Genomic DNA, 23,720 nt, shown 5'->3' on the forward strand with positions numbered 1-23,720 from the left:
TTAGCTCCCCAGTGCTATTCGAACTACCGCCAGGCTACCGGCTATGGTCAGCAAGAAACAGCCAAAGTGAACCAGGAGTATGCTGGCGGCCTTCAGTCCCTCGGTTTCGACGTAGTCTTCAATAATCACCTGGACACCTACCGCGGTATGGAAGAGCAACACCGCTAGGGTAGCGATCATGAGTACGCTGTTGATCGGATTTGCGATCCAGGCATGGGCTGTGGCGTGATCCGCGCCGGCCAAAAGCGCGACAAAGACGCCCAACCAGAGCAATAACGGGATCAGCAGTACTGCGCTAACGCGCTGGCGCCACCAAGCGATAAAGCCGTTCTTGGCAGAACCGAGACCAAGCGCCCGGTTTACTGCAGTTTGATAGCTACGCATGCTCAACCGACCTCCATTCCAGCGTAGGCTATGCCCCAAATCACTCCGGTCAGGACAAAGCTCATGACTATTACTAGCCAGCCACCCCGATATACCGAAGAGATTTCCAGGCAGCGCCCGGTGTCCCATACCAGGTGACGAATGCCATTACAAAAATGGTAAGCGCTCATCCAGGTGATACCCAGCAGGATCAGCTGGCCCAACCAACTACCCAACAGCTCCTTAGCCAGGGCGTAGGCCTCGGGACCCGCGGCAATGGTCATCAGCCACACCACAAGCAGTACCGCTCCAATACCCAGCGCCGCACCTGTACCGCGGTGAACGATAGAGAGCAACGAGGTGAGTTGGGGGCGGTAGATGAACAGGTGAGGTGAGAGCGGCCGGTCTTTGTTGTTCATGTCTCCTCCGCTTAATGCCCAGCCCCGGGCCGGGCCGGTTTACGGTTGTCTGGCTGTACCGCGTGGCTGTTTCTGAGTCTTTAGTTGCGCTGCACGATAATAATGTTTGTTTGACTCTATAAGCAATAGGCGGAATGGGTTTTCCCATAGTAGCCTCGAAAAACTCCCCACTTAGCCTAGCTGCCTCGGTGTGGAGGACGCCGTGAACCCATCCCTAGAGGCCTCATGGCGCCATCCCTGGCGCCAAGACCTCCACACCGAGGCAGCTAGGCTAAGTGGGGAGTTTTTCGAGGCACCACCACCAGAACCGCCTAGCAATCTCCAGCTGAACGCCCCTCCGGGCGCATCGCCGGAAACATGATTACATCACGTATCGACTCACAGCCGCAGAGCAGCATCGCCAATCTATCAATGCCGATCCCTTCCCCAGCAGTTGGCGGCATGCCATATTCTAATGCTCTTATGTAATCAGCATCGTAATGCATTGCCTCATGGTCACCCGCCGCCAATTCTGCAGCTTGCGCCTTAAAGCGCTCGGCTTGATCCTCGGGGTCATTGAGCTCTGCAAAGCCGTTGGCTATCTCCCGACCCGCCACAATCAACTCAAAGCGTTCGGTAAAGAACGGATCATCATCGCGGGGTCGCGCCAGCGGCGAAACCTCCTTAGGGTAATCGGTAACAAAGGCCGGGCCGACAAGGTTTCCCTCAGCCGTCTCCTCAAAGAGATTGGTTATAATGCGGCCCAACCCATCGGTCGGCTTCACCTCAATCCCGCAGGCCTGGGCGGCAGCAGCAGCACGCTCCCGGTCTTTCAAGTCCTCTACACCCAGCTGCGGGTTATAACGCAGGATTGCTTCACTGAGAGTCAGCCGCTCGAAACTGGCAGCAAAGTCGATCTCTTGCCCCTGCCAACTGATAGTTGAGCTGCCCACAACTTCGAGCGCTAAATGGCGCAGCAACCTCTCGGTCAGGGCCATCAAGTCACGATGATCGGCATAGGCCTGGTAAAGCTCAAGCATGGTAAATTCGGGGTTGTGTCGAGTAGAGACCCCCTCATTACGGAAGTTGCGATTTATCTCATAGACGCTCTCAAAACCACCAACTATCAGCCGTTTTAAGTAGAGCTCTGGAGCTATGCGCAGGTAAAGGTCCCGCCCCAAGGCGTTGTGGTGGGTAATGAAGGGACGCGCCGCAGCACCACCGGGGATGGGGTGCATCATCGGTGTCTCCACCTCCATAAAGCCCTGCCCGTCTAGGTAACGCCGCAAAGCCGCAACGATGCGAGTCCGCAAGATAAAGACCTGGCGGCTGGTGTCATTGACCATTAGATCGACATAGCGCTGCCGATAGCGGGTCTCGGCATCGGTAAGCCCGTGCCATTTCTCCGGCAATGGCCGCAGTGACTTGGTCAGCAAACGGATCTCATCGCAGTGGATCGACAACTCACCCTTTTGGGTCCGGAACAGGACCCCGCTAGCCCCAACAATATCGCCTAAATCCCAGCCTTTAAATTCCTTGTACAGCCCCTCAGGCAGATCATCCCGGCGGACATAGAGTTGGATTTGACCGCTCATATCCTTGATGTGGGCAAAACTTGCCTTGCCCATCACCCGCTGAGTCATCATCCTCCCAGCGACCGTCACCCTTACACCGGCCTGCTTAAGGCACTCGGCGTCATAATCGCCATAAGCCTCATGCAGATCTCCGGCTAGGCTGTCCCGGCGAAAGTCGTTAGGAAAGGCAATGCCTCTTTCCCGGAGTTCACCCAACTTGCTACGGCGTTGAGCGATAAGCTTATTTTCATCAGCGCTAGGGTTCTGTTGAGAATCTGTCATATATCAGCTCAAAGCTCCATTTAAAAACCGGTTAGACACCGGCCTTGAGGCTGGCTTGGATGAAGGGATCCAAATGGCCGTCCAACACTGCCTGCGTATTGCCTATTTCTACCCCAGTGCGCAGGTCTTTAATCCTAGACTGGTCCAGGACGTAGGAACGAATCTGGCTCCCCCAACCAATATCCGCTTTACTATCTTCCTGCTCCTCGGCCTTGGCACGGCGTCTCTGCATCTCAAGCTCATAGAGCTTAGCGCGCAGCTGACTCATTGCAGTTGCACGGTTTTTGTGTTGCGAGCGGTCATTCTGCGACTGGACAACAATACCGGTTGGCTGGTGGGTTATACGTACCGCTGACTCGGTAGTATTGACGTGCTGACCACCGGCTCCTGAGGCACGAAAGACATCAACACGCAGATCAGATGGATCAATCTCGATGTCGACATCATCATCGATCTCGGGCGATACGAACACCGACGCAAACGAGGTGTGGCGCCGATTACCGGAGTCAAAAGGCGATTTGCGAACCAGCCGATGCACACCGGTCTCGGTCCTCAGCCAGCCAAAGGCGTACTCGCCACTGAACTTGATGGTCGCGCTTTTAATCCCCGCTTCCTGACCCGCAGTTACCTCGATTATCTCAGTGTCAAAGCCACGACTCTCGCCCCAGCGCAGGTACATGCGCAGGAGCATCTCTGCCCAATCCTGCGCTTCGGTGCCGCCCGAACCGGCCTGAATATCAAGGAAGGCGTTGCAGTTATCCATCTCACCGGAGAACATCCGCTCCAGCTCCATGGTCTCAACCCGGGTGGTGACGCGCTCTACATCGGCGGCTATGGCCTCAAAGGTCTCAGCATCGCCCTCATCATGCGCCATTGCCAGCATCTCTGCGGCATCATCGAGTACCGCGGCCACCTCATCAATATTCTTTATGACCTTCTGTAGTTGAGACCTCTCCTGACTTAACTTCTGAGCCCGCTCCGGCTCCGCCCATACCTCGGGCATCTCCAACTCGCGGTTGACTTCCTCTAACCGCTCACGCTTTTGAGTTTCGTCAAAGATACCCCCTCAGGGCTTGAAAACGCCCTTGGAGGTCATTGATCTTTTCTAAAAGCGGATTGATCTCCATGATTGCTTACCTCTTGCCTCGACAACAGCACTCCTCGCGTGGAGCGCCGCGCATACTACAATATTTGCACACCTAATTGTGAGGTTCTCGCCCTGGGGCAGTTACTAAAGGCCCTCTCGGCGACCAACCAGCCCCGCTGCAGAGAAACTGCAAACCCTTACGCAGGAGTCCTTAATAGCGGCTTCCCTGAAGCCATTCAGCTGCCCCGGTGAGGAGGTCTTGGCGCCATGGATGGCGCCTTGAAGCCTCCAGGGATGGATTCACGGAGTCCTCCTCACCGGGGCAGCTGAATGGCTTCAGGGAAGCTTTCAAGGCACCCTAACCTTGCAGAGAGATTTTTTCTATGCACTTATCGGTATAGAATAAAAGGCATAGGATCCCGCAATGAGGCGCTTCTAACATTGCCAACAAGACAGATCAGCCCAGACTGGGAAGCCGTTGTAAACGCCATTGAGGACCCCGTATTCGTCCATGACGTCGAATACCGTCTAGTAGGTGCCAACAGCGCCTACCTCGAACAGGCCAACCTTAGCAGAGAGCAGGCCTTAGGGCGCCCCTACTGGGAAGTTTTCCCACAGCGCAACGGCCCCCTGCCCTCATGCCAAGAGGCTATGGCAGAACAGGATTCTCTGGCAACCAAGCAAGAACGCCTCGACTGCGGCCTTCACTCTACCGATAGGATAAAAAATCACCAAAATGGCCGAGTTTTCCTCTCGCGGGCATACCCACTAGCGGACCAACAAGGCAATTACAACTATTCAGTCCATGTACTGGATGACATCACCGAACGCGAAAACGCTCGCCACTCCCTGCAAGAACGAGACTGGCAATTCCAGCAGCTACTTGCCAACACTAGTGAAGGGATAATTATCACCGACAGCGAGGGCATTATTATATACGCCAACGCCGCTGCGGGCGAATTTTTCGGCAACTCGGCAAGCGCCCTTATCGGTGAAACATTCGCCAGCGAGACCGGCAAGGTCCAACCGCAACAGATCGAGCTGCAAACCCCTGGCTCTGGCACCAGAACGGTTGAGATCCGCGGTCGAGCAATTGAGTGGGAAGGCAAAAAGGCGTGGATGACCAACCTCCACGACGTAACCAACCGCGAATCGCTGCGCCTGTTATTCCAAGATCGCATCTCCCAAGCACTGCGCGCACTCCCCAGCGAGCAAAACAAGCTGGCGGTACTATTGATCGATATCAATGATTTTAAGAGCATCAATGACAGTTTCGGCCAGCTCGTTGGCGATCTCGCCCTCAGACAGGTTGCAGACCGCTTAACTAGGGTGAAAAGTCCCCTTGGATTGGCGCCAATCGACTATATTGCCTCGCGCTTAGGCGGCGATGAGTTCGGCGTACTAATTCCCCACATCCAGGACGTTGGTGACCTGTCAGCAATAACCGAGCAGTTTGCACGCGCAGTAGAAACGCCAATAACAGTTGACGATAACGAGTTGCATGTCTCTGTCCGCATTGGCGTTAGCGTCTACCCGAATACGGCCAGCAGCGCCGCGGAGCTCATGCAACAGGCCGATACAGCGATGTATCAAGCCAAACGCGAGCAGTCCCGCCACCGCACCTTCAGCGAAGACCTGACAGTGGAGGCGCGCGAACGCTTGGAGCTTGGTGGCCACTTGCGTCAAGCCCTAGCCAACTCCGAACTGCACCTCGAATACCAGTTACAAGTAGACATGCAAAGCGGCTGCTGGGTAGGTAGTGAAGCCCTGTTGCGCTGGAATCATCCGCAGCGTGGCAGGATATCTCCAGGCCACTTCATCCCCATTGCCGAGCGCATCGGACTGATCGACCAACTCGGCCAGTGGGTGCTGGAACAGGCCTGTCAGCAGGCCCACGCATGGCGCTGCGCCGGTTTGGACATGGCGAGCATATCGGTGAACATATCAGCACCACAGATGACCCGCGGTGACCTGCCTGAGCAGGTAGAGAGGGCCCTTGAAAAAAGCGGCTTACCTGCGAGTGCGCTTAAACTTGAGATAACCGAGAGCATCTTAATGGAGCAGGACTCTTGGGTAGTTGACCAATTACAGAGGCTTCGGGCCCAGGGGGTAAAGGTATCGCTCGACGACTTTGGCACCGGCTACTCCTCGCTGAGCTATCTAAAAGACCTGCCTGTAGATCAACTCAAAATCGACCGTTCGTTCATAAATGGCTTAGACACTGATCAGCAACTACTGAAGATAAACCGCGTTATCATAAATCTCGCAAGTAGTCTTGGCTTCTCATTGATCGCCGAAGGCATAGAGACCGAGGAGCAGGCCAGGATACTATTGGCTGAAGGCTGCCGTTATGGGCAGGGTTTTTTCTACGCCCGCCCCTGCCCCACTCATGATATAGAGAAAATGCTCAAGGAACTGCTGCATGCAACGCATTCCCGAACCTGAGTTAATGGACGAGGAAAAACAGGCCCTAGCTTATGCCCAGGCCGATTTCGAAGAACCCAACAACCAGTTTGTTGAGACCTTCTTGAGCCTCTTTGGCCAGCCCAGCGGAACAATGCTCGACTTAGGCTGCGGGCCGGCCGATATCCCGCTGCGCTTTGCCCGCCAAGCGACCGAACTGCATATCATCGCGGTAGATGGCGCACCAGCCATGATTAAGTTAGCTAACCATACGCTGAGCCAAGATGCGGATGCCAAGGCTCGCATAGAGACGGTGTGCGCCAGCATTCAAGAACTACGATTACCGCCCCAGTCTTGCGACGCGGTAATCAGCAACAGTCTCTTACACCACCTGCATGAACCCTTAGCGTTCTGGGATACCATTCGCCATTGTGGTCGTACCGGGGCTGCGGTCTTGGTTATGGATCTCAGCCGCCCACAAGGCCGAGCCGAGGCGCAGGATATAGTAGACACTTACGCTGTTGACGAGCCCGCGGTACTGCGTAAAGATTTCTTCAATTCGCTGTTGGCGGCCTTTACCCCCGAAGAGGTGGAGCAGCAACTTACTGCGACTGGGCTTTGCGAACTGAGCGTAAAGCAGGCCAGTGATAGGCACTGGATAGCTTATGGAGTACTGCAATAAATGCCCCTAAAACTTCCCCTGAGTCAATCAGCTGCCCCGGTATGGAGGACGCCGTGAATCCATCCCTGGAGGCTTCATGGCGCCATCCCTGGCGCCAAGACCTCCATACCGGGGCAGCTGATTGACTCAGGGGAAGTTTTAGAGGCATCTCAAGGCAGGCGCCTTAAAATAGGTTTAGACTCATTGTCTTCCGAACAACAGCATTGTATGAGGAGTATAGATAATGCCGACATACGATTACCGCTGCCCTAGTAACGGTGAGGTTATAGAGGTGCGTCACTCAATGGATGAGCAGTTGACCACTTGGGGGGAGCTCTGCCAAGCCGCTGAACGCGACCTAGGCGACACCCCGGCGGATGCCCCGGTAGAGCGGCTTTTGTCCGCAGCATCGGTACTTAGCAGCGGCGCCCGCACCGAAACTGAACAGCCAGCGTGCTGCAGCCCCGAGGGAATGTGTGGCTGTCGCTAATGAGCCGCCCAGGGATGAGCAGGATTAGAGCGCTAATCATCGCACTAGGGGTTTGGCTGCTCGGCGGGCTGAGCACAACAAGCGCTCACCCGCACTCCTGGATTGATCTACGGGTCATCGTGAAATTCAATGAAAATGGCGAAATAACGGCCCTAGAACAGCGCTGGCTGATGGATCCTTTTGCCAGCGCACTCTGGCTTGATGGCATGGACAGAGACATGCCTGAGGCGGCGCGCGAGGAGAAGCTCGATCAAGCTGCCGCAGAGGCTCTGGAGAGGGTATCCAGGCACGACTATTTCACTAAAGTTAAGCACGGCGACGAAGAGATCCCTCACGCCAAAGCCAGGAACCCTAAACTTGAATCCGACCAGCGGCAACGTTTGCAGCTCCAATTCGAACTCGTCCTAGAAGAGCCAGTAGACCCCGGTAAGGCACCGTTACGTTACGCCGTATATGACCCGACCTATTACATCGAGATTCTTCATGCCGAGTCCGATTCGATTAGGCTGCAAGGCGGTGGACTGCACTGCGATCTGCATATCGACTCGCCCTCCCCCGATCCCCAGAAGGTAGCCTACGCTGCATCTTTAGGAGTTGATGTGCAGCCTGATAGAGACCTCGGCCAACACTTCGCAGAGTGGGCAGAGATATCATGCGCGCAGTGATACTTGCCATCCTGCTCCTGCCGGCACTTGCTTGGGCCTCGCCCTTGTTTGAAGAGAGGCCAACCCAATCACCTGATGATGATGCTGCTAGCGAGCAGCGGGAGCAGGACGCTGCGCCACGCCCTGACCAATCATCAGGCCAGCAACTGATCTCCTGGATAATTGTTCAGCAGCGCAAGCTCCACCGCCAGCTGGCTGAGGGGATTGAGCAGTTGCGCGACGCACCGACTGCAGCTGCGGCCGCCACACTTATCCTGACCAGTTTCCTGTATGGCGTTTTCCATGCCGTCGGACCTGGGCACGGCAAAGCGGTGATAACCACTTACCTGTTAACTCACCGTCAGCACCTGCGCCGCGGGATTGCGATGTCTTTCTTGGCCGCCCTGTTTCAAGGGTTAACCGCTATAGTTGCGGTAGGCCTAGTCCTATTCGTAGCCGGCCGAGCTGCAGGGGACGCCCTTGGCCAGACAGCCACGCTGGAGCAGGTGAGCTTTGCCCTCTTAACCTTGCTGGGGCTATGGCTAAGCGGCCGGGCGCTGCGCTCGCTCTGGCACCTGCGCGGGAAATCGACCGCAGATAAATCCCGTTCCACACCGGCCTGCTGTTCGGGCCATAACCACCACATTGACCCGCACTCAGCCGCTGTAACCGGCAACCGAGCAACTATGGCAGCAACCGTGCTTGCAGTAGGTGCAAGGCCGTGTGCTGGAGCTATATTAGTGCTGGTGGTGGGCCAATTAATGGGCATCTGGGCCGCCGGGGTGGCTGCTGTGATTGCTATGTCGGTGGGTACCGGTCTTACTGTCGCGGTGCTCGCCTCATTGGCCGTATTGGCCAGACAGTGGGTTAGTAGCTACGCTAAAGAGAGCAGCGCGAAGGTTGCAGTTATCGCCCACGGATTTGCTCTGGCAGGAGGACTGCTTATCCTCGGTCTAGGTCTAATCCTGCTAACCGGTAGTTTCACTATACCCGCGCCACAGCATCCGCTAGGGAATTTCTAAAACTGCCTCAGTCACAACTATCCAACAGCCCGTTGAAGTCGCATATACAAAACAAGGGAGGAACGATGTCTGCTGACCTCGCCACCGGCCGGCAAAAACTCGCCTGGGCCCGTGCTCACATGCCCGTCCACAACGCCTTACGCGAGCGCCTCAGCAAAGAGCGCCCCCTAGCTGGCGAGTGCATTGCCGTCTGCTCGCACATCGAAGCTAAGACCGGGGTGCTTCTAGAGACCTTGGCCAGGGCAGGGGCAAGTGTTGTATTTACCGGCAGTGAGCCTGGCTCCAGTCAAGATGATGTGGTTGCCGCCTTGAACGAGCAGGATGGCATAACTGGTTACGCCGAGCGCGGCATTAGTGAGGAGCGCCTCGCCGAACTGCATAGCCAAGCCCTTGTCCACGCCCCGACAATGATCCTCGATGACGCCGCGGAATTGACCGCCCGCATGGTCAACGAACGGCCCGATCTGCTCAGTGGTGTAAAAGGGGTCTGTGAGCAGACTACAACCGGGGTACAGCGAATTCAGGCAATGCTCGGCGACGGCGCCCTCTCCTTCCCAGCTTACGCGGTCAACCACACACCGATGAAGCACGAATTCGATAACATCCACGGCACCGGCGAATCGGCACTGACCAATCTACTGCTTACCACTAACCTGCTGTTAGCCGGCAAGCAGGTGGTGGTAGCCGGCTATGGCGACTGCGGAGTGGGGGTTGCGCACAAGGCGCGCGCGCTCGGCGCTCAAGTCACCATCACCGAGATTGAACCCCGTGCCGCTCTGCGCGCCCACATGAACGGCTTTGCCGTACTCCCGATGCTCGAGGCTGCAGCGATAGGTGATTTTTTTATCACTGTTACCGGCAACCGCGACGTCATCCGCCGCGAACACATTGAAAGGATGCAAGATGGCGCCATTCTAGCCAACGCCGGTCACTTTAATGTCGAGATCAATTCCGCCGATTTGGCCGATCTAGCCGTGGCAAGGCGTCAAGCGCGCCCCGGCATAGAGGCGTTTGAGCTGGCCGATGGGCGGCAGATCAACCTGGTTTGTGAGGGCCGTCTGGTCAACCTTGCCGCCCCAACAGCGATGGGCCACCCCGCAGAGGTAATGGATCAGACCTTTGCCATGCAACTGATGGCAGCACTCCACCTGTTTACCAACCACTCCAGCCTGAAGCCGGGGGTGCATCCGGTACCTGATGACGTCGATCGACAGGTCGCTGAGATCAAGCTCGAAACGCTCGGCATCCAGACCGATCAGCTAACCACTGAACAGCAGCGTTTCCTCGACTCATGGCGTGCCAGTGACCTGCTCGACCCCGACTGACAGGGGGGAGCGGGGGCTCACTCACCGCGGTAATCAGCGATCAGCCGGTTAACCATCTCGCGGGTTTCACTCGGCTGATCAACTTGCTCAAGCGGAGTCCACGAGTAGTCCGGTTCTAAGCGGTATGAGCCCTTATAGGCGTGCGGCGGACCATCGCGCCAGTCTTCCGGCGCCAGCATAGAAAAGTAGAGCTCGCCGTCATCGCGCTCATAGAGATGATAGACGCTACCCGGGCGACGCTGAAAGTTGCACTTCGCCCGGTGCAGATCCATGTCGCGCTGGCTCTCCTCTAGGACCTCGCGGGCCTGCTCCTGCAAGGCGCGGATCTGATCGGCTATAACCGATAGCTTGGCGCTGGTGCGATTATTAACCGCCTGGTCAGCCTCCTGGATCTCGCGCGCAGTATCGACTAGATCAATCGGCGCAGACAGGCGGCTGACCGGATAGGGTGAACTTCTATCTGGACCTTGGTGGCGGTCGGGATTGTCGTCGCGTTTATATTCTGCCATAGACCGGGATTCTACGAATTATGGCCGAGCGTGGCAACATTCACTCGCAATATGTACGGCGCGTATCGCGTCTCGATAAATTCCCCCTGGGGCATCCCTGGGGCATTAGTGGACCTGGAGTTGAGGACGCCGTAAATCCATCCTTGGGGGCTTCATGGCGCCATCCCTGGCGCCAAGACCTCAACTCCAGGCCCGCTAATGCCCCAGGGTAATTTTGCCAGGTCTCCTGCAGCCTTAATCAATCCTAATCGCCGCTCGAGCTCCCCTCGCCAAGCTCTAAAACCCTCTCCCGCAAGGCGTTGGCAATCCGCTGTTCGCGAGTATCGCCCTCACCCTCCTCCTCCAAGGTGTGCGGCATCACCGGTGCCCCAAAGCGAATACGTAATTTACCGGGTCGCGGCCAGCGCCGTCCGATGGGCATGGCTTGCTCCGTGCCCTCTATCCAGACCGGTACCACCGGCACTGGGTGGGCCTGGAGAAGCAACCCAACACCAGGTTGGAATTGCAGCACCTCATTGCTCGGAGCACGCCGCCCCTCAGGGAACCAGACCAGGCCATAGCCGCGCTGCAGCGCTGCAGCGCCCAAAGCCAAACTGGTCCGCGCACCAGCTCGCGGGTCAACCGGCAGAACCTGGGTACTGCGGCTAAAGTAACGCACCCCAGCATTCTTAAATAAAATGCCGGTAAAACCACCCCAGTAGATTCGCTCTAGGCGGGCATACGGCAAAGTCGAACCCAAAGCCGGGGAATCCATGATGCTACGGTGGTTAGGCGCCAACAGCACCGGATCAAAGAGCGGTATCTGATCAACGCCCTCAACCTCCAATGGGCAGTACCAGCGGAAGAACAGCCGATCGACACCCAAAATGACACGACCAACCAGACGCTCGGAGAGTGTGCGTGAACTCAACCAGCGCTTATGTTCATCGGTAAGCGCATCATCCGGATTAGCCAACTGCTCGACAAGTGGTAACGCCCCATCATCTTCGTCACTACCGGCCTCGGCGGCATCCGCGGCTTCGCGCAGCAGATCACGCACCGTCTGCACCCGGGAGATTACCTCCTCGCCAATAATTACCCCGCCCTGCTCACGCAACTCCAGAGTCAAGTCAACCCAACCTAGCGAATCTATCCCCAAGTCGAGTCGCAAATCGGTATCAGGGGTTAAGCGCACCGCGCTAAAGCGCTTCGCTAACACATCCCAAACCCGCCGAGCAGGGGTGATCTGCAGCAGCTGCTGATCCTCAACTGCCATGCTTTCGATAGCTACCGGTTGCTGCTCCTGCTTGACCTCGCCACTTTCTATCCGTTCGTAAAGCTCGCGCAGCTTGTGGCGGCGCATCTTACCCAAGCGTGTGCGCGGCAACGGATCGGGGCTAATCCGATAATCGCTGATTTGATGGTGGCTCGGCAACTGCTCCTTTCGCTCCTGCAACGCCTCATTGACCTGCTGACGCGCAGTGCCACTATCCATACCGCGCAAGGCCTCGGGGTCAGCAAAGAGCACAGCCACCAATCTGCCATTTTGCTCCAGGACACCGGCATCACGAATCGCCTGCGCTGAACAGAGGACCTTCTCAACCCGCTCCGGATCGATATTCTCCCCGCCGCCGAGGACGATCATCTCCGAGGCCCGCCCCTCCAGATGCAAGTAGCCCTCATCATCGAACCAGCCCAGATCGCCAGTGCGGTAGAAACCGTCCTTAGTGAAGGCCTTATCCGTCTTCTCCGGTAAGTTGTGATAGCCGATAAAGACGTTCGGACCGCGCGCCTGGACCTCCCCTAGCCCGGGTCGAGCATCTTCCGCTTGCTCATCCTGACCCTCGAGCTCGCCGATCCGCAACTCAACCCCGGGTAGCGGCAAACCGGCACTGTCGAGCTTGGCTTGCCCAGGGGGATTGTAGGCCAATATCGGCGAGGTCTCGGTCAAGCCGTAACCGGTCGCCACCTCCCAGCCCAAGCTGCGCAAGCTCTCACCCAGCTCAGGGTCAAGCGGGGCGCCACCCGATACCACCATCCTCACCGACGGTGCCATACGCTTTTGCAAGCCCCGGAATAAGTATTTCCCAATCCGCCAACCGAAACGCTCGCGGGCGTAGCGCGAAGTGCTCTGCATCGCAGCAAAAATCTTCTGCGCCCGCGCCCCGCGCTCAGCAACACGAGTCTGGATCGCGCTATTGAGCGCCTCGTAGAGCCGTGGCACGCCGAGGATGATACTCGCATCCCCCTCTTTTAAGGCGCGCACTATCTGCGGCCCGAGAACGGAATATGGCAGCACGATAGTCGCCCCCAGGGTTAAGGGTGTGAACAGACCTATCGAGAAGGGGTAGACGTGATGGTAGGGCAACGGCACAAAGACCCGATCATCGCGAAAGGCGATTTGCTGCGAGATCAGCGCCGTTAAATTAGCGGCTATATTGCCGTGGGTCAGCAAAACCCCCTTCGGTGCCCCAGTGGTGCCAGAGGTGTAGAAAAGAGTTGCCAAGTCATCGGCGTGGACTTGCGCCGGGGCCGGCTTATTGGCGCGCCGCCAGGCATGCCAACTGTTACTTCCTTGCGGCTCAGCGTCCAACCGAATAGCCTTAGGCGGATTCTGCAAGTCGAGTTGCGCTAAGCGCTGCGCCGGCTCCCCGGCGGTAAAGACATAGCGCACGCCGCTATCGCTGATAGCATGGGCAAGCTCGGCACTCGGCATCTGGGTGTCATAAGGCGTTACTATGGCGCCCGCCTCAATTATGCCTAAACAGGCTACTATCCACTCGGCGGTGTTGGGTGCTAACAACCCTACCGGGTCGCCCTTTTCCACCCCATTCGCTGCCAGCCCGGCGCCTAGCTCACGGGCCGCCTGGGCTAGCTCAGCGTAATTCCAAGTAACCAAGCTCTCGCGAGTGAGCATGCGCACCGCATCGCGATCGCCTTCCTGTTCAAGCCGGCGGACCAGATCTTGCAGTGTATTTAGCTGTGCCACCACATCAACCTCCACTGCTGAGCTGACGGTCGAGTCAGCGTCGCTTTCCTGTTAGTATGTAGCGATTCCTTAAGCAACCACTCATAGAGCATGGCTGATAGCGTAGACACTCCACGTATACGAGAAATTCCATATAACTATACCTCTTTCTCTGATCGCGAGATCGTCTCCCGGTTTCTCGGCGCTGAGACCTGGGAGCTCCTCAATGAGCTGCGCGGCGAGCGGCGCACCGGCATATCTGCGCGCATGCTCTTCGAGGTGCTCGGCGATCTCTGGGTCGTCTCGCGTAACCCCTACATCCAAGACGACCTGATCACTACGCCGAAGCGTCTTCGCGCTTTGGCCAGCTCTATGCACCATCGCATCGACGAGATTATCGCCCGTGCCGATGGGAACGAAAAGGCATTGCGCCTGGCCGAAAAGGCCCGTACTGCTGTTAACGAGTTCACCGCACACTACCAGCAAGTAAAACGCCGACGCCAGCGTATACGCAGCCGTCTAGGCAGATATGCCCGCCGCGACAATATATGCTTCGACGGCTTATCGCGCGTCTCCCACGCCACAGATGCTACCGACTGGCGGGTGGAGATACCCTTTGTCGTTCTCACCCCGGACAGTGAGGAAGAGATAGCCCCGCTGGTCGCCACTTGTATTGAGGAGGGGTTGACAGTCATCCCGCGCGGCGGCGGCACCGGCTATACCGGGGGAGCGGTACCGCTCGACTCAAACTCAGCGGTCCTTAACACCGAGAAGCTCGATCATATCTCGGCGGTGGAGCGAGTGGAACTACCCGGCGTAGAGCAGCCGGTAACTACGGTCCAGGTCGGGGCTGGGGCAGTTACCCGCCGGGTCAGCGAACGTGCTGAAGAGTCAGGCTTGGTCTTTGCAGTCGACCCTACTTCGCAAGAGGCGTCGACTATCGGCGGCAACATATCCATGAACGCCGGCGGCAAAAAGGCCGTGCTGTGGGGGACCACGCTCGATAACGTCGCCTCCTACCGCATGGTAACTGCTGAGGCGAAGTGGATTGAGGTCGAGCGCATCAATCACAACCTGGGCAAGCTCGACGAGCAAGATCAGGTTGAGTTCCGTATCACCCACTACGACACCGATGGCAAGACTCAGCTAGGCGAGCCCGAAACCCTGACTTTCGCGGGCTCATCTTTTCGCAAGACCGGGCTCGGCAAGGACGTAACCGACAAGCACTTAGGCGGTCTGCCTGGAGTGCAAAAAGAAGGCTGCGATGGGTTAATAACCTCGGCACGCTTCGTCCTCCACCGTATGCCGAGCCATATGCGCACCGTCTGTCTGGAGTTTTACGGCACCGATCTACACCAAGCAGTGCCAGCGATTACCGAGATCCGCGATGACCTTATCGCTGATCAGCAAGTCGCCCTAGCCGGCTTGGAACACCTCGACGAGCGCTACATTCAGGCCGTCGATTACAGCCCCAAGGCCAACCGCCGCGAACAGCCGAAGATGCTGCTGCTCGCCGATCTCGCTGGTGACGATCCAGATGCCGTGGCCGCCGCCGCCGACCGGGCCGTCGAGATGGCCCGCAAGCGTGACGGCGAAGGCTTCATAGCCGTCTCTCCGGAAGCGCGCCGGCGCTTCTGGTCGGAGCGCTCGCGTACTGCAGCGATCGCCGCCCATACCAACGCCTTCAAGATCAATGAGGACGTGGTAATCCCCCTGGAGAGGCTAGCTGAGTACACCGAGGGGATTGAGCGGATCAACATAGAGCACTCGATCCGCAACAAACTGGCCATGATCGATAAGATCATCGACTATCTTGACGGTCCCATGCCGGAGATCCGTGAGGCCCCCGACTTCGAAGAGAGCGAGGAAGGCGAACGGATTATAGCTGACAAGAAAGAATCGGCTAACGCTCATTTGCGCAAGGTTCGTGAGCGGTGGCAAAACCTGCTCGACGCCATGGATGAACCGGCGACGGAGCGCGAAGATCTGCTCGACGATAAGGCACGCGCTGACCTGCGTGATGGCGACAGGATTCTCGATCTGCTGTTGCGCCGTAGCCTGCGCGTCTCCTTCCGCGAGGAAGCGGAGCGCCCCATCGATGAAACCTTTAACGGCCGTGACCTGCAGCCAGTCCGGGCACGTTTTGCCAAGATCCATGATCGGGTACTGCGTAGCCGCCTGTTCGTGGCCCTGCACATGCACGCCGGTGACGGCAACGTCCATACCAACATCCCGGTCAACTCCAACGACTACGCGATGATGCGCGAGGCAGAGGGGATCGTCGACCGGATAATGGATCTGGCTGTCTCGTTAGGCGGGGCCATCACCGGCGAACACGGCGTCGGTCTGACCAAGATCCAGTACCTTGACCCGCAGCAGGTCGAGCGTTTTGCTGAGTACAACGAGCGAGTAGACCCCGAGGGTCGTTTTAACCGTGGCAAGTTGCTGCCTGGCTCCGGTTTGGATAGAGCCTATACGCCGTCGCTTCGCCTAGTAGAGCAGGAAGCTCTGATCCTTGAGGAGAGCGAGCTCGGTGACCTCAACTTCCAGATCAAGGACTGCCTGCGCTGTGGCAAGTGCAAGCCTAAGTGCAATACCCATGTGCCCGGAGCCAACCTGCTCTATTCGCCGCGTAACAAGATACTCGCCGCCGGCCTATTGATTGAGGCCTTCCTCTATGAGGAGCAGACGCGACGTGGGCTATCGCTGCGCCATTTCGAGTCGATGAACGACATCGCAGACCATTGCACCATCTGTCATAAGTGTCTTCAGCCCTGCCCGGTAAACATCGACTTTGGTGACGTTACCATTCGTCTGCGTCAGATCCTTGAAGAGCGCGGTAAACGGCGCAAACGTCTAGCCGCAAAGTTGTCGCTGAAGTTCCTTAACACCCAAGACCCGCGGCTAGTCAAGGCTATGCGGCTGGGCCTAGCCCGCTTTGGCTTCGCTGCCCAAGCCAAGGTCTCCCATTGGCTGCGGCGCCTGGGGGTATTACCGATAACTCGCCGCCCCAGCGCAACTACCGGCACCTCAAATACGGTTACCCAGGCCATAAACTTCGTTGACAAGCCGATGCCCGAGAACCTTCCCCCGCAGACAATGCGCGGGCTTATCGGCGCCGAAGAGAGTGATCAGATCCCCATAATCCGCGACCCGGAACTATCCCAGGCCGATGCCGAAACGGTCTTCTACTTCCCGGGTTGTGGCTCGGAGCGCCTGTTTAGCGACGTCGCCCTTGCCACCCTGGCCATGCTCCATCACTCCGGAGCGGAAGCAGTATTGCCCCCCGGCTATTTATGCTGTGGCTTTCCGCAGAACGCTGGCGGATCGGTCTCCCGCAGTCAGGCGATCAGCACCGCCAACCGAGTCCTGATGCACCGGGTAGCTACTACCCTTAACTACCTCGATATTGAGAAAGTGGTGGTCTCCTGCGGCACCTGCATGGACCAGCTGCAGAAGTACGAACTACAAAAGATATTCCCCGGGAGTCGTCTGCTTGACATCCATGAGTATCTCGCCGAGAAGGGGTACGCGCTTGACGGCAGTCAACAGGTCGAATACCTCTACCACGATCCCTGCCATACCCCCATGCGCACCTATAAGCCTACAGCGACGGCAGCAAAACTCATGGGTCGGCAGGTCACGCTCTCGGATCGCTGTTGCGGCGAGGCTGGCTCATTTGCCACGGCCAGGCCGGACATAGCTGCGCAGGTACGCTTCCGCAAGGAGGCCGAGATTCGCCAGGCCGTAAGGCAAAACCAAGGTCAAGACAAGGCCGAGCCGGGCAGCATGCGCATGCTGACATCCTGTCCGGCGTGCGTGCAGGGACTGTCAAGATACCGTGATGAAACGGGAATCGAGACGGATTATATTTTGATCGAACTCATCGAAAACCTGCTCGGCGATAACTGGCAACAGGAGTTCTTGACCAGACTCCAGCAGGGCAGCTTGCATAAGGTTATTCTGTGACTTTGCAGTCAACCCTATGAGTCCTGCGGAGATTCTATGATTGACATAGTAAATACCATCACAAATCTACTTGATGATCTGCTCTGGCGCACAGGGGCCTGGGTGAACGGCTACGCTAGCGAAGTCGCCCTGGCCCTTGTTGCAACACTGCTAGTCCTTTATGGCGATGATATTAACCGCACCTTCGCCCGCTCAGTGCGCCCCTACCCGTGGATAGTGCGCGTCATATCTTTCGTACTTATGTGTGCATTAGGCTATGGCGCCATTACCGTACTCGTAACCCCCCTAATCGCCGAGGCTATTGTATCTATTGAGGCGCGTTGGGTCGGTCTACTGACCATTATCGCTTTCATCGCTATCGGCACCCTCGCCGAGCGCAAGCGGTATATCTAAGGGCGAGCCTCTGCAAGGGCGCCTTGAATCTATCCGCGGAGTCATCAAACGGTGCGGCGAAAGCGCGCCTCCTGTTGTACTAGAAGGGGTTACCGTCACATCCTATATGTGACGCCACGGAAGGGATCCGGCAACCAAAATGGCAGCCGGGTTACGGGAACAATAAGGAGTCCGCGACAGGGGTGATCCCGGGTCGCGGAAGGTAGCAAAGAAGGTTGTAGCGAAATCCCAGCCGCGCGTCTTGCAAAGCACGGCACAGGATGGTCCAAGTAAAAAAACGGAGGTAAGAGGCTATGACTGATATCCGCACTGGTCTCACTGACGAAGAGTGCCAAGAGATCCATGAGATGAACATGCTCGGCATGCACGCGTACTGGTCGATCGGCCTGATCGCCAACGCGCTGGCCTATGCCTGGCGTCCGTTCCACCAAGGCCGTGCCGGTAACCGCCTTGAGGACCATGCGCCGGATTACGTCCGCTCTGCTCTGACCTCGGTCCAAGAGCAAGCGAGCAGCGTAACGGCCGCTGTTCAACAAACTCCGGTAATCGGCTAACCCCGGTAACGGTAAAGGCAAAACGGCTAAGGAGACTGAACCATGTGGAAACTGTGGAAATTTGTTGACTTTCGCATGACTGCGGTGGGCTTCCACCTGTTCTTTGCGCTGCTGGCGTTTGCAGTGCATTTCGCCTGCATCAGCTCAGAGCGCTTTAACTGGCTTGAAGGTGCACCAGCAGCCGAGTATTACATGGATGAAGATCCCGGCATCTGGAAGCGTACTTCTTACGACGGCTAAGTGACGTCGGAGAGAAGTACATGGACGGGAGGTTTGTGCAATCTTGCTGAGTAAACGGGAGACAGACAGACTGATCTCGTTGAAGGGTTCGCACAAACGGGCCCGCCGGTCCAGGGGGGATCGTTTCGGCTGCAGAAGAGCATCCGGGGCGGTCCCCCTTTTTTGGGTCGGAGCCCCGAAAATGGGAAGCCATGTCAAGATGAGGGGATTCAGCCATGGCAATGCTTGACTTTGAACGAAAGTACCGCGTAAGGGGAGGAACACTCCTCGGCGGCGACCTATTCGATTTTTGGGTAGGTCCGTTTTACGTCGGTTTCTTCGGTGTAACAGCGATCTTCTGTGCCGTATTCGGCTTTTTGATGATCGGGCTGAAGGCGGCGATATCAGAGACGTGGAGTATCTTCCAGCTAGTGTTAGCGCCACCGAACCTAGAGAACGGTTTTGCGCTAGCGCCGCTGGATGAAGGCGGTTTATGGCAGATAGTCACCGCCTGTGCAATAGGTGCGTTTGTGAGCTGGGCGCTACGCGAGGTGGAGATCAGCCGTAAGCTAGGTATCGGCTACCACATTCCGTTTGCGTTCGGTGTAGCGATCAGCTTCTTCGTGCTGGCGCAGTTGGGCCGTCCGCTGCTGCTTGGCGGTTGGGGCCATGCGTTCCCGTACGGGATCATTGCGCACCTGGACTGGGTCAATAACGTCGGTTATCAGAACCTGCACTACCACTATCACTGGGCGCACATGCTCGGTTGCAGTCTGTTCTTTGCGACGTCGTTCGCATTGGCGCTGCACGGTGGTTTGATCCTGTCGGTAACGAACCCGAAGAAGGGCGAGGTGGTGAAGACGGCCGAGCACGAGAACACATTCTTCCGTGATTTTGTCGGCTATTCGATTGGTAGCTTGGGCATTCACCGTTTGGGTCTTGCTCTGGCGCTGAGCACCTCGATCTCGTGTATCTTCGGGATTCTGACGACTGGCCCGTTCTGGTCGCGCGGATGGCCTGAGTGGTGGTACACGTGGTGGCCACAAATCCCAATCTGGAACTGGGGGGTAAGTTAAAATGGCCGAGTACCAAAACGTATTCACCCGTGTACAGGTTCGTGGTCCAGCTGAGCAGGGTCTAGAGGTACCGGGCGGTAGCTGGAATCGGGTCGGACGTCCCCGTTTCTCGTACTTGCTGGGTAAGATTGGTGATGCTCAGGTTGGGCCGATTTACCTGGGAGCGACAGGTGTCGTAGCTAGCTTAGGTTTTTTGATCTTCTGCCTGATGGTGGGTTTCAACTGGCTAGCTGCGGTTGACTGGTCGGTTCGCGAGGTATTTCGCCAATTCTGGTGGTTGGCGGTAGAGGTACCGCCGCCGGAGTATGGACTGCGCATTCCGCCGTTTAACGATGGTGGCTGGTTCCTTTGGGGGCTAGCGATTTGTTCGCTGTCGTTGCTGATGTGGTGGGCTCGCACGTACATTCGTGCCCGTGCCCTTGGGCTTGGCACGCATGTGGCGTGGGCCTTTGCGGCGGCGCTGTGGTTCTACTTCATCATCACCATCATCCGTCCGGTTGCGATCGGCTCTTGGGATGAGTCGCTGCCGATCGGCATGTTTGCTCACCTTGATTGGTTGGTAGCGATTTCGGAGCGTTACGGCAACTTCTACTACAACCCGTTCCACATGCTGTCGATAGCGTTCTGCTTTGGCTCGGCGCTGCTGTTTGCTGCGCACGGTGCGACCATATTGGCGACCGGGCGTTATAACAGTGAGCGTGAGATAGAGCAGATCACTGACCGTGGTACGGGCTCTGAGCGTGCTGCGCTGTTCTGGCGCTGGACGATGGGCTTTAACGCGACCATGGAGTCGATCCACCGCTGGGGCTACTGGATGGCGATTCTTGTCCCGCTTGTGGCCTCGATTGGTCTATTCCTTTCCGGTACGGTGATAGAGAGCTGGTACGAGTGGGGGCTGAAGCATAACTTGGTCCCGATTTATGAAGAGCTCTCCGATCCGGCACGGAATCCGGCTGCACAATAGGGGGTAGGAATTATGGATGGACGTTACCTGACGCGATCGCTAGCGGTAGGGGCGTTGGCAGCCGGCTTCCTGGTAGTTGCTGGTTGTGAGCGTCCGCCGTTTGAGCAAGAGCAGACGGGACCGCGTGGTACAGGCATGTACGTGCTTGATAACCCGCGGATTCTGGAGTCACGGTTGGATCTGCACACGGCGCCGGAGGCGCGGCCGATGGCATCAGAGGACGGTGAGCGAGCTGGGGATGTTCATGAGAACGTCCAGGTGCTTGCCGACCTGAGTGATGAGCAATTCTGGCGCATCAAGGAAGAGATGACGGACTGGGTAGCCGGAGATGAGGGCTGCACCTATTGTCATACGGATGATCTGGCCAGTGATGAGAAGTACCAGTACCGTGTCTCCCGTGACATGATCGAGATGACGCGGTACTTGAACGCCAACTGGGCGGATACCCACCTGACTCACTCGAATGAAGCCGGTGTAACCTGTTACACCTGCCACCGTGGTGAGCCGATACCGCCGGCCTCGTGGCACTCCGAGGAGGAGTCTGGTGAGACGCGGTTCATGACCGGTATGGGTGATCTGCAGCTGCAGAACAAGATCAGCTCCAAGACCGCCTATACGGCATTCCCGCGTGATGCCCTGGACACCTTCTTGGTTGGCCATGAGGGTGAGCTGGCGATCGTCGGTGAGGGTGAAGGTGGCTTGCGCACTGCGACTACGGAGGGTGTAAGCCTGCGTGAGGCCTACGAGGCGGTAGGTCTGATGATGCACCTGAGCTACTCACTCGACGCTGGCTGTACGCTTTGCCACAACGTCAGCCGTTGGGCGAGCTGGGAGGATAGTCCGAAGGAGCGGGAGACCGCTTGGCACGGTATCCGCATGGCTCGTGATATCAACGTCAACTGGATCAACCCGTTGATTGACGAGTATCCTGAGGACGCGGATGTTCTCGGCCCGACCGGTGACGTAGGCAAGGTCAGCTGCCAGACTTGCCACAACAAGGAGCGTCGTCCGCTCTACGGCGAGGAGTTCCTGGAGCTCTATCCGGAGCTCGTCGGCGAGCCGGACCCTGACTTCGACTACCTGCAGTTTGGTGACCTTGGCACCGATCTGCTCAAGGGTGTGAATGACTAAAGGCTAGCTGAGAATCGGTCCTATTGAGGGGGCACCCAGCCCCCTCGGATCCAACATAACGCGAAGCCGATAGACTCTTCATTACCCGAAGAGGTCAGGATATAAAACAACGGCGCCATGCTTGAAAGCATGGCGCCGTTTTTTGTGCGGGGGGGAAGAGGGGGGGGTTAAAACTGCACCGCGAGTTATTCGCTGATCATCTTTTTGGCAACGTCCTGCCACTCAGGATGACCATATTCACTAGCCACCTCGAAAAACTTCTGCCGCTCAGAGTCACTCATTTCCTGAATCATGGCAACGAGAATACCTTCCGCAGGGCGGCTTACACTTGTGTCATCGTTTAACTCAGCTTTTAATAGCCATTTATAACCCGACTCTAGGTCCTGCTCTACAGCCTCGTACCAATCATCCCTAATTTGAATCATCTCTTCTAAATCACGGCCACGGTTAATTTGTAAGTAGGCTTCAGATAACATCAGCTGCGCTCTACCATGGCCCTCCTCCGCTGCTGATTTGAGGTACTCTAGAGCCTTATCAATATCCTGATCGGTACCCAAACCTCTGGAGTAGGCATAGGCGAGATCGAAAATGCTGTCCCTATCGCCCTCCTCCGCCATCTCTAAGCTTTGCTGATAGGCCTCGCTGGGAGAAAGGCGTTCGTCCTCAAAATCACAACCGCTTACGATTACGGCAGATACTGCGCAGAATGCGCAAGCTGCAATTACTCTGGGGCCGCGCTGCTCAATCATTAGTAACTACCTCCCTAACGCTGATTTAAGGTATTATAGCACGGCACTTAATCTTGTTCCTGTCAACTCTATACCCCGTAAAAAGGGTATATCCCAAGGATGCATCCAAAAACTCCCGGCCCCATCTTAGCTACCCCGTTATGGAGGACGCCGTAAATCCATCCCTGAAGGCTTGATGGCCCCTACCTGAAGCCAAGACCTCCATACCGGGGCAGATGGTGGCGCCGGCAAAGTTTTAGAGGCACCCCCTAGCGCCAAGATCACAATACGAAGCAGCTAGTCGGCGGCGGTGGAGTTTTGGAGGTTCATTCGAGGAACGAGAAATAGCATTAGGCGTCTACAATCCGTAAAATCTACCGTAATAATATCGTGACAAGTTGGGATCAATTATGACATCACCTTCACAAGCGCCTAAAAATAAAATTGTCTCCAAGTTTTTCAAGGCCATTACTGCCGGGTTGACGAAACGTTACTCTGCCCCGCCTCAGGGGGTTGAACCGGTGTCCGGTTTCGAGCCGGAGCGCTATCTGGGCAGATGGTACGAGATCAAACGCCTTGATCATAGCTTTGAGAGGAACGCAACGAGGGTCTATGCAGAGTATTCACTACGCGATGACGGTAAGATTAAAGTCGTTAACACTGCTTACAGCACGGCTAAGCAAGATTGGGTCTCCATAGAAGGATATGCACGGTTCCAAGGTGATCCGAACATTGCGAGCCTATCCGTGACCTTTTTCTGGCCGATAACGGCTGGATATCACGTGATAGACCTTGATCACGACAACTATCAATGGGCTTTAGTGACCGGTCCTAGTCGCGATTACTTGTGGATTCTTGCACGTAAAACCACGCTTCCAACTGAAATCACTGAACGTTTGACTAATTATGCAAAAGAGTTAGGCTATGATATCAGCACCCTGATTGATGTGGATCACTCCTAAGCTATATGTTTATCGGCAT

General features: G+C 56.7%; 21 protein-coding genes. 14 read left to right on the forward strand and 7 right to left on the reverse strand.

The window, feature by feature from the left end:
* The 4 genes from sdhD to prfB form a co-directional block, all read right to left on the reverse strand.
* Entirely contained in the window at window positions 1-384 is a 384-nt protein-coding gene (gene sdhD, locus HH1059_RS08085) for a succinate dehydrogenase, hydrophobic membrane anchor protein (protein ID WP_096409705.1), read from the reverse strand.
* A 2-nt stretch (window positions 385-386) separates the two neighbouring features.
* On the reverse strand, window positions 387-782 hold the full coding sequence (sdhC, locus tag HH1059_RS08090; protein WP_096409706.1) for a succinate dehydrogenase, cytochrome b556 subunit: 396 nt from the start codon (window positions 780-782) through the stop codon (window positions 387-389).
* Window positions 783-1,093: 311 nt separating this feature from the next.
* Window positions 1,094-2,617, reverse strand: a complete 1,524-nt coding sequence (gene lysS, locus HH1059_RS08095) for a lysine--tRNA ligase (RefSeq protein WP_096409707.1) — start codon at window positions 2,615-2,617, stop codon at window positions 1,094-1,096.
* Window positions 2,618-2,648: 31 nt separating this feature from the next.
* Window positions 2,649-3,744 (reverse strand): peptide chain release factor 2 gene (prfB, locus tag HH1059_RS08100; protein ID WP_096409708.1). Its coding sequence is split into 2 segments (ribosomal slippage): window positions 2,649-3,671 and window positions 3,673-3,744, totalling 1,095 coding nucleotides; the frame shifts between segments, so codons are not numbered across the junction.
* A gap of 401 nt (window positions 3,745-4,145) precedes the next feature.
* Here prfB and HH1059_RS08105 point away from each other — a divergent pair.
* The 6 genes from HH1059_RS08105 to HH1059_RS08130 all read left to right on the forward strand — a co-directional run bounded on the left by HH1059_RS08105 (window position 4,146) and on the right by HH1059_RS08130 (window position 10,249).
* On the forward strand, window positions 4,146-6,149 hold the full coding sequence (locus tag HH1059_RS08105) for a sensor domain-containing protein (RefSeq protein ID WP_162549454.1): 2,004 nt from the start codon (window positions 4,146-4,148) through the stop codon (window positions 6,147-6,149).
* Window positions 6,127-6,789: a class I SAM-dependent methyltransferase gene (locus tag HH1059_RS08110; RefSeq protein WP_096409710.1), complete on the forward strand. Its 663-nt coding sequence runs from the start codon at window positions 6,127-6,129 to the stop codon at window positions 6,787-6,789. The genes HH1059_RS08105 and HH1059_RS08110 overlap by 23 nt, the downstream gene beginning before the upstream one ends.
* A 223-nt stretch (window positions 6,790-7,012) precedes the next feature.
* On the forward strand, window positions 7,013-7,258 hold the full coding sequence (locus HH1059_RS08115; protein WP_096409711.1) for an FmdB family zinc ribbon protein: 246 nt from the start codon (window positions 7,013-7,015) through the stop codon (window positions 7,256-7,258).
* 14 nt (window positions 7,259-7,272) lie between these two features.
* Window positions 7,273-7,923 (forward strand): DUF1007 family protein, encoded by a 651-nt coding sequence (locus HH1059_RS08120; RefSeq protein ID WP_162549455.1) that lies wholly within the window; start codon window positions 7,273-7,275, stop codon window positions 7,921-7,923.
* Window positions 7,911-8,924: a nickel/cobalt transporter gene (locus tag HH1059_RS08125; protein WP_096409713.1), complete on the forward strand. Its 1,014-nt coding sequence runs from the start codon at window positions 7,911-7,913 to the stop codon at window positions 8,922-8,924. Before HH1059_RS08120 ends, HH1059_RS08125 begins: the two co-directional genes overlap by 13 nt.
* A 65-nt stretch (window positions 8,925-8,989) precedes the next feature.
* The gene (locus tag HH1059_RS08130; protein ID WP_096409714.1) at window positions 8,990-10,249 is read left to right on the forward strand and encodes an adenosylhomocysteinase; all 1,260 of its coding nucleotides are present in this window, start codon (window positions 8,990-8,992) and stop codon (window positions 10,247-10,249) included.
* Window positions 10,250-10,266: 17 nt separating this feature from the next.
* On the opposite strand, the gene HH1059_RS08135 is transcribed toward HH1059_RS08130, so the two are convergent.
* Together HH1059_RS08135 and HH1059_RS08140 are read right to left on the reverse strand one after the other, a co-directional pair.
* Entirely contained in the window at window positions 10,267-10,758 is a 492-nt protein-coding gene (locus tag HH1059_RS08135; RefSeq protein WP_096409715.1) for a C1orf50 family protein, read from the reverse strand.
* Between the two features lie 244 nt (window positions 10,759-11,002).
* Window positions 11,003-13,726: an AMP-binding protein gene (locus HH1059_RS08140; protein WP_231901911.1), complete on the reverse strand. Its 2,724-nt coding sequence runs from the start codon at window positions 13,724-13,726 to the stop codon at window positions 11,003-11,005.
* 90 nt (window positions 13,727-13,816) lie between these two features.
* Here HH1059_RS08140 and HH1059_RS08145 point away from each other — a divergent pair, with 90 nt between their 5' ends.
* The 7 genes from HH1059_RS08145 (at window position 13,817) to pufC (ending at window position 22,011) form a co-directional block, all read left to right on the forward strand.
* The gene (locus HH1059_RS08145; protein WP_096409716.1) at window positions 13,817-17,674 is read left to right on the forward strand and encodes a DUF3683 domain-containing protein; all 3,858 of its coding nucleotides are present in this window, start codon (window positions 13,817-13,819) and stop codon (window positions 17,672-17,674) included.
* Between the two features lie 36 nt (window positions 17,675-17,710).
* A complete protein-coding gene (locus HH1059_RS08150) occupies window positions 17,711-18,067 on the forward strand; it encodes a DUF3392 family protein (protein WP_207148221.1) in 357 nt (118 codons plus the stop codon).
* A gap of 293 nt (window positions 18,068-18,360) precedes the next feature.
* A complete protein-coding gene (locus tag HH1059_RS08155) occupies window positions 18,361-18,621 on the forward strand; it encodes a hypothetical protein (protein ID WP_096409717.1) in 261 nt (86 codons plus the stop codon).
* Between the two features lie 42 nt (window positions 18,622-18,663).
* The gene (pufA, locus tag HH1059_RS08160) at window positions 18,664-18,861 is read left to right on the forward strand and encodes a light-harvesting antenna LH1, alpha subunit (protein WP_096408207.1); all 198 of its coding nucleotides are present in this window, start codon (window positions 18,664-18,666) and stop codon (window positions 18,859-18,861) included.
* A gap of 215 nt (window positions 18,862-19,076) precedes the next feature.
* A complete protein-coding gene (gene pufL, locus HH1059_RS08165) occupies window positions 19,077-19,916 on the forward strand; it encodes a photosynthetic reaction center subunit L (RefSeq protein ID WP_096408209.1) in 840 nt (279 codons plus the stop codon).
* Window position 19,917: 1 nt separating this feature from the next.
* Window positions 19,918-20,880 (forward strand): photosynthetic reaction center subunit M, encoded by a 963-nt coding sequence (pufM, locus tag HH1059_RS08170; protein ID WP_096408212.1) that lies wholly within the window; start codon window positions 19,918-19,920, stop codon window positions 20,878-20,880.
* Between the two features lie 12 nt (window positions 20,881-20,892).
* On the forward strand, window positions 20,893-22,011 hold the full coding sequence (gene pufC / locus HH1059_RS08175; RefSeq protein WP_096409718.1) for a photosynthetic reaction center cytochrome PufC: 1,119 nt from the start codon (window positions 20,893-20,895) through the stop codon (window positions 22,009-22,011).
* A gap of 185 nt (window positions 22,012-22,196) precedes the next feature.
* Here the strand turns inward: pufC and HH1059_RS08180 are convergent, their stop codons facing one another.
* Window positions 22,197-22,760, reverse strand: coding sequence for a tetratricopeptide repeat protein (locus HH1059_RS08180; protein WP_096409719.1), 564 nt, complete (start codon window positions 22,758-22,760; stop codon window positions 22,197-22,199).
* Between the two features lie 389 nt (window positions 22,761-23,149).
* Between HH1059_RS08180 and HH1059_RS08185 the strand changes: the two genes are divergently transcribed.
* On the forward strand, window positions 23,150-23,701 hold the full coding sequence (locus HH1059_RS08185; RefSeq protein WP_096409720.1) for a lipocalin family protein: 552 nt from the start codon (window positions 23,150-23,152) through the stop codon (window positions 23,699-23,701).
* Window positions 23,702-23,720 lie beyond the last annotated feature (19 nt).

This window comes from Halorhodospira halochloris (genome assembly GCF_002356555.2).
Lineage (GTDB): Bacteria > Pseudomonadota > Gammaproteobacteria > Nitrococcales > Halorhodospiraceae > Halorhodospira > Halorhodospira halochloris.

What these genes read in the sequence shown, in the direction of transcription:
- sdhD (WP_096409705.1), bottom strand. Translation starts at nt 384, where the DNA reads ATGCGTAGCTATCAAACTGCAGTAAACCGGGCGCTTGGTCTCGGTTCT.
- sdhC (WP_096409706.1), bottom strand. Translation starts at nt 782, where the DNA reads ATGAACAACAAAGACCGGCCGCTCTCACCTCACCTGTTCATCTACCGC.
- lysS (WP_096409707.1), bottom strand. Translation starts at nt 2,617, where the DNA reads ATGACAGATTCTCAACAGAACCCTAGCGCTGATGAAAATAAGCTTATC.
- HH1059_RS08110 (WP_096409710.1), top strand. Translation starts at nt 6,127, where the DNA reads ATGCAACGCATTCCCGAACCTGAGTTAATGGACGAGGAAAAACAGGCC.
- HH1059_RS08115 (WP_096409711.1), top strand. Translation starts at nt 7,013, where the DNA reads ATGCCGACATACGATTACCGCTGCCCTAGTAACGGTGAGGTTATAGAG.
- HH1059_RS08120 (WP_162549455.1), top strand. Translation starts at nt 7,273, where the DNA reads ATGAGCAGGATTAGAGCGCTAATCATCGCACTAGGGGTTTGGCTGCTC.
- HH1059_RS08125 (WP_096409713.1), top strand. Translation starts at nt 7,911, where the DNA reads ATGCGCGCAGTGATACTTGCCATCCTGCTCCTGCCGGCACTTGCTTGG.
- HH1059_RS08130 (WP_096409714.1), top strand. Translation starts at nt 8,990, where the DNA reads ATGTCTGCTGACCTCGCCACCGGCCGGCAAAAACTCGCCTGGGCCCGT.
- HH1059_RS08135 (WP_096409715.1), bottom strand. Translation starts at nt 10,758, where the DNA reads ATGGCAGAATATAAACGCGACGACAATCCCGACCGCCACCAAGGTCCA.
- HH1059_RS08145 (WP_096409716.1), top strand. Translation starts at nt 13,817, where the DNA reads ATGGCTGATAGCGTAGACACTCCACGTATACGAGAAATTCCATATAAC.
- HH1059_RS08150 (WP_207148221.1), top strand. Translation starts at nt 17,711, where the DNA reads ATGATTGACATAGTAAATACCATCACAAATCTACTTGATGATCTGCTC.
- HH1059_RS08155 (WP_096409717.1), top strand. Translation starts at nt 18,361, where the DNA reads ATGACTGATATCCGCACTGGTCTCACTGACGAAGAGTGCCAAGAGATC.
- pufA (WP_096408207.1), top strand. Translation starts at nt 18,664, where the DNA reads ATGTGGAAACTGTGGAAATTTGTTGACTTTCGCATGACTGCGGTGGGC.
- pufL (WP_096408209.1), top strand. Translation starts at nt 19,077, where the DNA reads ATGGCAATGCTTGACTTTGAACGAAAGTACCGCGTAAGGGGAGGAACA.
- pufM (WP_096408212.1), top strand. Translation starts at nt 19,918, where the DNA reads ATGGCCGAGTACCAAAACGTATTCACCCGTGTACAGGTTCGTGGTCCA.
- pufC (WP_096409718.1), top strand. Translation starts at nt 20,893, where the DNA reads ATGGATGGACGTTACCTGACGCGATCGCTAGCGGTAGGGGCGTTGGCA.
- HH1059_RS08180 (WP_096409719.1), bottom strand. Translation starts at nt 22,760, where the DNA reads ATGATTGAGCAGCGCGGCCCCAGAGTAATTGCAGCTTGCGCATTCTGC.
- HH1059_RS08185 (WP_096409720.1), top strand. Translation starts at nt 23,150, where the DNA reads ATGACATCACCTTCACAAGCGCCTAAAAATAAAATTGTCTCCAAGTTT.